Consider the following 3,471-nt stretch of genomic DNA (forward strand, 5'->3'; position numbering starts at 1 on the left):
GTGTGGCGGCACGGGGACTGGATCACCCTCACCTCGCACGGCTCGGTGATCGTGCACGGACGCTCCGACGCCACCCTCAACCGCAACGGCGTACGTCTGGGCAGCGCCGACATCCACGACATCGTCGAACACCTCCCCGAGATCGCCGAGGCCCTCGTCATCGGCGCGGAAGAACCCGACGGCAGTTACTGGATGCCGCTCTTCGTGGTCCTCGCCGACGGGGTCGGTCTGGACGAGTCCCTGTGCGAGAAGATCCGCGACGCGATCCGCGCCGGCGCCTCACCCCGCCACGTCCCCGACGAGATCCTCGCCGTGCCGGCCCTGCCTCACACGAAGACCGGCAAGAAGCTCGAGGTTCCCGTCAAGCGGCTCCTTCAAGGCGCTGCCGCCGAGCAGGTCCTCAACCCCGGAGCCGTCGACAACCCCGAACTGATCGCCTACTTCGCCCGGTTGGGGGCGGAGCGCAAGAAGCGGTCGACAGACCACACCTGACCGTCGGAGCGGAGACCCTGCCCCGACACCACACCATCCCCACACCGAAGCAAGAGAGAAACCGTGAGCATCACCGACCGCGAACAACAGCCCCTCGATGTCCTTGACGATGCCGGGCGAAAGATCCTCTTCACCGAAGCCCGCACCGCAAACACCTTCGCCGCTACGGCTGTCACGGACGACGAACTCGCCACGATCTGGGAGCTCGCCCGCTGGTCGCCGAGCGCAGCCAACGGCCAGCCTCTGCGTGTCCTCTTCGTGCGCACCCGTGAGGGCAAGGAGCGACTGGTCCGGCATCTCGACGAGGGCAACAGGGCCAAGACCCTCAGTGCGCCGGCCGTGGCGATCCTCGCGTACGACGTCGACTTCCACGACCAGATGCCGACCGTCTTCCCGGCCCGCGGCGAGATGCTGCGAGCGGCGTTCGCCGACCAGACCGAGAAGCGCGAAAGCATCGCGGGCTACAACTCCGCACTGCAGACAGGGGTTTTCCTTCTCGCGGTGCGCGCGGCGGGCCTCGCGGCCGGCCCCATGGCGGGCTTCGACAGGGCCGGCGTGGACGATGAGTTCTTCACGGGTACCAGCTGGCGTTCACATCTGGTGGTCAACATCGGTCATCCCGGTGCCGACCCGTGGTTCCCGAGGCTGCCCCGCGTCCCCGTTGAGGACGCCGTCGCCTGGGCCTGACGACCCGGCCGGTCCCCAGCACCGTTGCAGCTGCGCCCGCCCGTGCCGCCAGGAGCGGCACGGGCGGGCGATGGGGGAGGGGCATTACCGCAGTCAGTCGGCCTGCTGCTCGGCCGGCCGCAGCCCAGCAGTCCACTTCTCCTCGATCCGCCCGAACTTCCACACGGCCAGCGCAGTACCCCACGTGGCGAAGAAGAGGCCGACGATGACGAAACCGATGATGTTGAGGTCCAGGCCGCCGACCCAGTCCCAGAACGCGCCATGAAGGCCGGCCTTGTCGGCGAGCAGGCCCAGCAGCTCGGCAGTGCCGATGATCAGCGCGACGGCGACGGACAGACCAGTGATGACGAGGTTGTAGTAGACCTTGCGCACTGGCTTGGAAAAGGCCCAGCCGTAGGCGAAGTTCATGAAACAACCATCGATGGTGTCCAGCAGACTCATGCCGGCCGCGAAGAGTACCGGCAGGCAGAGAATGGCGTACCAGGGCAGCCCGGATGCCGCTCCAGAGCCTGCCAGCACCAGCAGGGCGACCTCGGTGGCGGTATCGAAGCCGAGACCGAACAGAAGGCCGAGTGGATACATCTGCCAAGGCCTGGTGATCGACTTCATCACGCGTCCCAGCAGGCGGTTCATGAGGCCACGATTGTTGAGCTGCTGCTCCAGCGCGGCCTCGTCGAAGTGGCCCGAGCGCATCTGCCGGAACACTGCCCAGATACCCGCCAGGATGATGCTGTTGATGATGGCGATGATGTAGAGGAACGTCCCGGAGACGGTCGTACCGATCAGCTGGGTGACGTGGTGCAGCTCGGAGTTGTCGTCCCGTACCGGTCCGGCGAGGGCTTTGATGCCTAGGGAGAGCAAGAGCGCCAGGAAGAACACGATGCTGGAGTGCCCCAGGGAGAACCAGAAGCCGACCGACAAGGGACGTCGGCCCTCCTCCATCAGTTTCCGAGTGGTGTTGTCGATCGCCGCGATGTGGTCGGCGTCGAAGGCGTGCCGCATGCCGAGGGTGTAGGCACTCACTCCAATGCCGATTCCGAAACCCTTGGTGCCCAGGCTGTAGTGCTCCGGCGCCACGATCGCGACCAGCGTGAACCACCCGATGACGTGGAGTCCGATGATGAAGACGCCCATTCCGGCGACGCGGCCCCACTCGGCGCGGCTCATCGAGCCGGATATGTGGCGCCAGCGGGAAGTGGATCTGCTGGTAGCCGTGCGTGCGGCTGTCATGCGTGGTCTTCCTTCGTTTCTACGGGACAGGCCGTGAGGCGCCCGGTAGGCGAGAAGGGGCCAATTGAGCCCGCTCCCGTCCAGCGGGCGCCTCAAGCGCGTTCAAGCCACGGGCCCGGCTGAGCACGCGGCGCAAGCGGCGCCCGTGTCACCGGTTTCGGTTCCCGTCGTGGTCGTAGCGGTTCCAGTCGCCGTCGTTCCGAAAGGAGCCGTGGTCGTTCCGATACGAGTTGCGGTCGTACCGGTTCCAGTCGTAGTCGTACCGGTTCGACTCGCGGTCGTACCGGTAGTTCCTGTTGTGCTTCCAACCGCGGTACTCGTCGTCCCAGCTGCAGTAGCGAACGTGACGGTCGTACCGGTCCCAATAGGTGTACCTGTCCCCGATGTTGCGCTGTCGGCCGCGGTAGTCGTCCCGGCAGTACTTGTACTCGTGGCCGTGCCGGTAGGAGACATCGCGGTCCCAGCGGTGGCCGTCGGTCTTGATACTCACCGCTGAGCGCTGGACATGCTCGGACACAGGCGTCGCGGCAGAGGCGGTGCCACCGGCACCGAGAACGGCTCCACCCGCGACCGCGGTGGAGGCGACAGTGAGAGCGAAGCGCTTCGTGAGCTTCCTCATGATTTTCCCTTCAGGCGGGCGCAGTCCGCTCCCCAGCGATTGCTGGTGCGAGTGATGGATGCGCCATCGGTAGTCGAGGCCGCAACGGCGTGATTAACCCCTTGTGAGGGCCGACTGCGGCCGACGTTCGACGCAGGCCACAGATACGGCGGCACTGCGCAGTTTCCATACAGTGTATGGAAGCAAGACAATTCGTACCATACGATGTATGGAGCTGTCGAGCGCCGGAGTCGGCGGCCCCGAATGGGGAGGCCTCGACGGGGCGTTGGAAGGGCCTGTGATCCAGTTCACAGTGAGACAAGTTGACTCATAGAGAGGTTGTGAGTCAATCTGTCTCACAGGGGGGGGCGCGAAAGCACAGAACCCGCGACCATCCGCAGATGCCGTAGATGCCACCGCATTCACGCATAAGTGCTATTGGAGGAAACCATGACCGCTACGCT

The 3,471-nt window shown here is 65.4% G+C and carries 3 protein-coding genes and 1 pseudogene; 2 read left to right on the forward strand and 2 right to left on the reverse strand.

Going from position 1 to position 3,471, the window contains the following annotated elements:
• Together ACIBJF_RS52625 and ACIBJF_RS52630 are read left to right on the forward strand one after the other, a co-directional pair.
• A pseudogene (locus ACIBJF_RS52625) lies at window positions 1-492 on the forward strand (acetoacetate--CoA ligase); the annotation flags it as partial.
• Window positions 493-555: 63 nt separating this feature from the next.
• The gene (locus ACIBJF_RS52630; protein ID WP_399184995.1) at window positions 556-1,179 is read left to right on the forward strand and encodes a malonic semialdehyde reductase; all 624 of its coding nucleotides are present in this window, start codon (window positions 556-558) and stop codon (window positions 1,177-1,179) included.
• 93 nt (window positions 1,180-1,272) lie between these two features.
• Here ACIBJF_RS52630 and ACIBJF_RS52635 read toward each other — a convergent pair whose 3' ends face one another.
• Together ACIBJF_RS52635 and ACIBJF_RS52640 are read right to left on the reverse strand one after the other, a co-directional pair.
• Window positions 1,273-2,409 (reverse strand): HoxN/HupN/NixA family nickel/cobalt transporter, encoded by a 1,137-nt coding sequence (locus ACIBJF_RS52635; RefSeq protein ID WP_399184996.1) that lies wholly within the window; start codon window positions 2,407-2,409, stop codon window positions 1,273-1,275.
• Between the two features lie 148 nt (window positions 2,410-2,557).
• Window positions 2,558-3,028: a hypothetical protein gene (locus ACIBJF_RS52640; protein WP_399184997.1), complete on the reverse strand. Its 471-nt coding sequence runs from the start codon at window positions 3,026-3,028 to the stop codon at window positions 2,558-2,560.
• Window positions 3,029-3,471: the final 443 nt, after the last annotated feature.

The sequence above is a fragment of the Streptomyces sp. NPDC050743 genome (assembly GCF_044456925.1).
In the GTDB taxonomy this organism is placed as follows: Bacteria; Actinomycetota; Actinomycetes; order Streptomycetales; family Streptomycetaceae; genus Streptomyces.

Coding starts and splice junctions, on each gene's coding strand:
- ACIBJF_RS52640 (WP_399184997.1), bottom strand. CDS start 3,028: ATGAGGAAGCTCACGAAGCGCTTCGCTCTCACTGTCGCCTCCACCGCG.
- ACIBJF_RS52635 (WP_399184996.1), bottom strand. CDS start 2,409: ATGACAGCCGCACGCACGGCTACCAGCAGATCCACTTCCCGCTGGCGC.